Raw genomic sequence first — 4,019 nt, forward strand, 5'->3', positions numbered from 1 at the left:
TTTTTTCTTTCATATCGATCGACCTCCGTGTTATTTACTTAAAGTATAACACTAAAGTATCGTACGACATCTATCCTAACAGAGGGGGTTAATCAGGAAGGTTTTACAATATTAAATGCTATTGATAAATTTAAAAATAAAACTGAAGTTATCTCTTTCCTAGCAAAAGAGTATAATCTATCGCCGACTCATGTATCTGAGGTTCTTGATAATTTTTTAAATAAATTTAATGATACAGAGGAATACGATACGAGCCATTTGTGTTTGAGTGCTCCTTTATTAATCCAATGGAAAGTCACGAATAAGTGTAATTTAAGATGCAAGCATTGCTATGTTGAAGCTGGAATGACCAATAATGAAATATCAAAAAGTGAGAAAGATATTATTTTTAATAGGATTTTAGCAGCAAAACCCTTTTCAGTGCTCTTTACTGGTGGTGAGTGTTTCGAAGAGCCTTCAACTATAGAATACATGAGGAGGGCCTATCATGAGGGAATTGATATTAGAGTGTTCACTAATGGGACAAATCTAGAATACTTTTTCGATGATCTAATAGAAATGTCTGATAGATTAACAATTAATGTATCTTTAGACGGAATGGAAAGTGAGCATGATTTCATAAGGGGGAAAGGTAATTTTAATAAAACTATTAATAATATTTCTGGGTTAATAGAACGGAATATCCAACCTTCAATAAATATTGTTATAAACAAAATAAACTATAAAAGCATAATAGATTTATTAGAATTATTAAAATCTATAAAAGTAAAAAATGTACAAGTATCTCACTTGACGATTTTTGGTAATGCAATTTCTAATAAAAGAAAATTAGCTATGGATGAAAAAATGTATTCTGAGTTTAATTTTTATTTGGAATCGTATTTATCCAAAAATTTAAAAGGTTTAAATGTTACATATAAGAGTTTTAATCACGAGGAAGATGCTATTGAAACTAATGATGGTGAAACTTATGAAGATACATGGACATGTTGTGCGGGTATTTCTCGGATTACAGTAGACCATTTGGGGGATGTCTATCCTTGTCCTTTTTTAAAAAATGAATACAAGCTAGGAAACATTATTAATAATGATTTACATTTTTTATGGCAGGATCCGAATAGAATCAAGTTTATTGAGAATTTGAAAAAGAATTCGAAGAATGGAAAATGTTTATATTTTTAGCTTAACTAAACAGACTATCTAATAATTTAGGTTTAAAGAGGTGAAATTAGGTGGGGAATTATTTGGGACCTTGGGATTTAGATAGTGTATTAAAGGATTGGGTGAAACAAAAACATGAACATTTATTTCATACCGATTTTTACTATATGCCAGAAAATCCTATGGAAGATCCATTGATTAAAGAACTAGCAATATATTTAGACATACCACAAGAGTATATTTTTACTTGTTCTGGTATAAGCCAGGCTATTCACTCTATATCAAATTTTAAAACATGGGAAAGAATCGTTATAACTACTCCTGAATTTGGTTTATATTCGCTCGTAGCTAGTGAGACTGGAAAAGAGGTTATTACCATTCAGGTTGATACTTTTGATTGTTTAATTGATTTTTATAAAAAGAATGATAGTCGAAAAAATGATATTTTATGTTTCTCATCTCCAAGGTGGTTTGATGGGATTAGAATTACTAAAGACCAATTAACTACTTTACTCACTAATTTCCATGGCTTCTTATTTATTGATGAGGCATATATTGATTATAGCAATACAGAAGACTGGACGTTAGACTTTTGTTTAAATAATGAACGAATTATCCTAGCCCGTTCTTTCTCTAAAGGCTGGTATTTACCAGGTCTACGGACAGGCTACATTGTCAGTAAATATTTACCATCTACTTTTAGAAAACAGAATATAGTACCACATTCAGTAACAAGTTATTCAATAGAGTTTATTAAACAAATGCTAAACGATAGGGATTTAATGAATCATTTTATTAAAATTAGAAAGAATGTGATAAATTTAAGAGAATATGCGTATTTACACTTATTACAAATTGATGGAGTTAAACCAGTTAATTCAGAGGCTAATTTTTCGTGTGTCCATTTCGACCCTGAAAAATTTAATAACGAAAGACTAGCGGGTGTAACCATAGAAGGTGTAAAAGTATTAAATTTGCCAGAAGTTATTTTAAAATATGCAATTTGGGAAAAAGATGATATTGATAATATGCTTAAACACATTAAGGATTGTAGGATATGAAAATACGTTTATATACGTTACCTTTAGTTTCGTTAGCATACCCTAATTTAAGCGTACCAACCTTATTAGGATACTTAAAAGATAGATTTCAAATTGATCAGAAGGATTTATCAATAAGTATAACAAACTTATTGACTCATGAAAATTTACTGGCTGAATATACAAACCTTAGGGAAAATATTACCAATATAGAGAAGGAATATTTGGATAGTATCCTAAACATTGAAAATTCCTTAAATATCATAAGAAATAAAGACTTATTTAATTTCCCTGACTATATAAAAGCAACAAAAACTATTAATGATTGTTTAGAATTATTATCATATAAATTTGGATGTAGTTGGAACTTAACAAAATTTTCCTTTTTAAGAAAACCAAACAGTGTGAATGAACTATTAAAATTCGTTGACGAACTAAGTTTATTTGATACGATTTTTGATGATGAAGTAAAATTATTAAATAATGATAAAAGAGACATAATTGGACTCTCAGTTTCCTATGCAGAACAGTTACCCTTTGCACTACGATTTAGTCAAAAGTTAAAAGAAAAATTCCCTAATGTAAAAGTTATTTTTGGAGGAAGTTATATTACCCATGCAGCAGCAAATATAAAATCAATTATGGATGACAGTGAACTAATTGATGTAGCGGTGTTATTTAATGGAGAGTTAGTTTTAGAGCAGATAATTAATTCTTATAAGAATTTTGGAAAGGTAACTTCTGATATACCAAATGTTTTTTACAGAGATAAGGGAAGGGTTAAAAATAATTTTTTTAAAAAAAATCATGGTTGTGTGAATGATATAATCCCATCATATGACGGGATTAATCTAGATAAATATTTAAGTCCTGAAAGAGTATTACCAGTAATGTTATCTTCAGGATGTAAGCACGGTAAATGTTCCTTTTGTTCACATCATTATAACCACGGAAAATTTAATGGTTTTAAAAAAAACCAAACAATTATTGATGAGTTTAAATGTATTACTCAAAAATATAAAACGAAAAATATTTATTTCGTAGATGCATATTTAACCATAGAAAAACTTATGGAAGTTGCTAGTTTAATTAAATTTAATGATATTAAAATTAAATGGATGACTGAGACTAGAATAGATCCATTATTATCAGAGAAGGAAATTGTTAGCGAAATTAAAAAATCGGGCTGTGTCTTACTCTCATTTGGTATAGAATCATACAATAGGTCAACTTTGAAATCTATGTACAAGGAAATTAATGTAGATTGTATTCCACAGGTAATGGACACATTGGCAAATCATAATATTACAACATGTATAACATTAATTACTGGTTATCCTGGTGAAACAATTAAACAAATGGAACATTCTCTTAATCAAGCATTTTCTAATGAAGATATTGATTTAGTCGGAGTTTCAGCTTTTGGTTTAATGGAAAACTCCCCTATGCATCTATTACCCCAAAAATGGGGTTTATCTCATTTGAAAAAGAAAGATTTCCTCAGTTTAGAATATAACTTTAAATTCAAAGATGTTGAATATAATCAGAGTAATATATTTAACTTAATCAATAGTATAACAAAGGAAAACAATCTTCAAATATTTAGAGATGTTCAAAGAATTATTCAAAACAGGGTTCATTTCTTCTTTATTACAAAAAAACAATTACAAGAAATTAAGAGAATTAGCAAGGGAATGATAAGTAGGTGAATATTCTATTAATTAATATCGGTGTTTGTCAACATAGTTGTCGCATTTAGTTACTTTAGTGTTGTGTTCAGTCAAGGCTACCGCGCTACGCTTGCTGGCCTGATGATTT

3 protein-coding genes are annotated in these 4,019 nt (G+C 29.0%); all 3 read left to right on the top strand.

The annotated features are described in order from the left end of the window. The first annotated feature begins 264 nt into the window (after positions 1-264). The 3 genes from ACTNDN_RS24415 (at position 265) to ACTNDN_RS24425 (ending at position 3,910) form a co-directional block, all read left to right on the top strand. Positions 265-1,182 carry a radical SAM/SPASM domain-containing protein gene (locus ACTNDN_RS24415; protein ID WP_031540735.1) on the top strand — a complete coding sequence of 306 codons (918 nt, stop codon included), beginning with the start codon at positions 265-267 and terminating at the stop codon, positions 1,180-1,182. 62 nt (positions 1,183-1,244) lie between these two features. Beyond that, positions 1,245-2,222 (top strand): aminotransferase class I/II-fold pyridoxal phosphate-dependent enzyme, encoded by a 978-nt coding sequence (locus ACTNDN_RS24420; RefSeq protein ID WP_031540734.1) that lies wholly within the window; start codon positions 1,245-1,247, stop codon positions 2,220-2,222. After that, positions 2,219-3,910, top strand: a complete 1,692-nt coding sequence (locus ACTNDN_RS24425) for a B12-binding domain-containing radical SAM protein (RefSeq protein ID WP_031540733.1) — start codon at positions 2,219-2,221, stop codon at positions 3,908-3,910. Before ACTNDN_RS24420 ends, ACTNDN_RS24425 begins: the two co-directional genes overlap by 4 nt. Positions 3,911-4,019 lie beyond the last annotated feature (109 nt).

The sequence above is a fragment of the Niallia sp. HCP3S3_B10 genome (genome assembly GCF_052064465.1).
Classification (GTDB): Bacteria; Bacillota; Bacilli; order Bacillales; family Cytobacillaceae; genus Niallia; species Niallia hominis.

What these genes read in the sequence shown, in the direction of transcription:
- ACTNDN_RS24425 (WP_031540733.1), top strand. Translation starts at nt 2,219, where the DNA reads ATGAAAATACGTTTATATACGTTACCTTTAGTTTCGTTAGCATACCCT.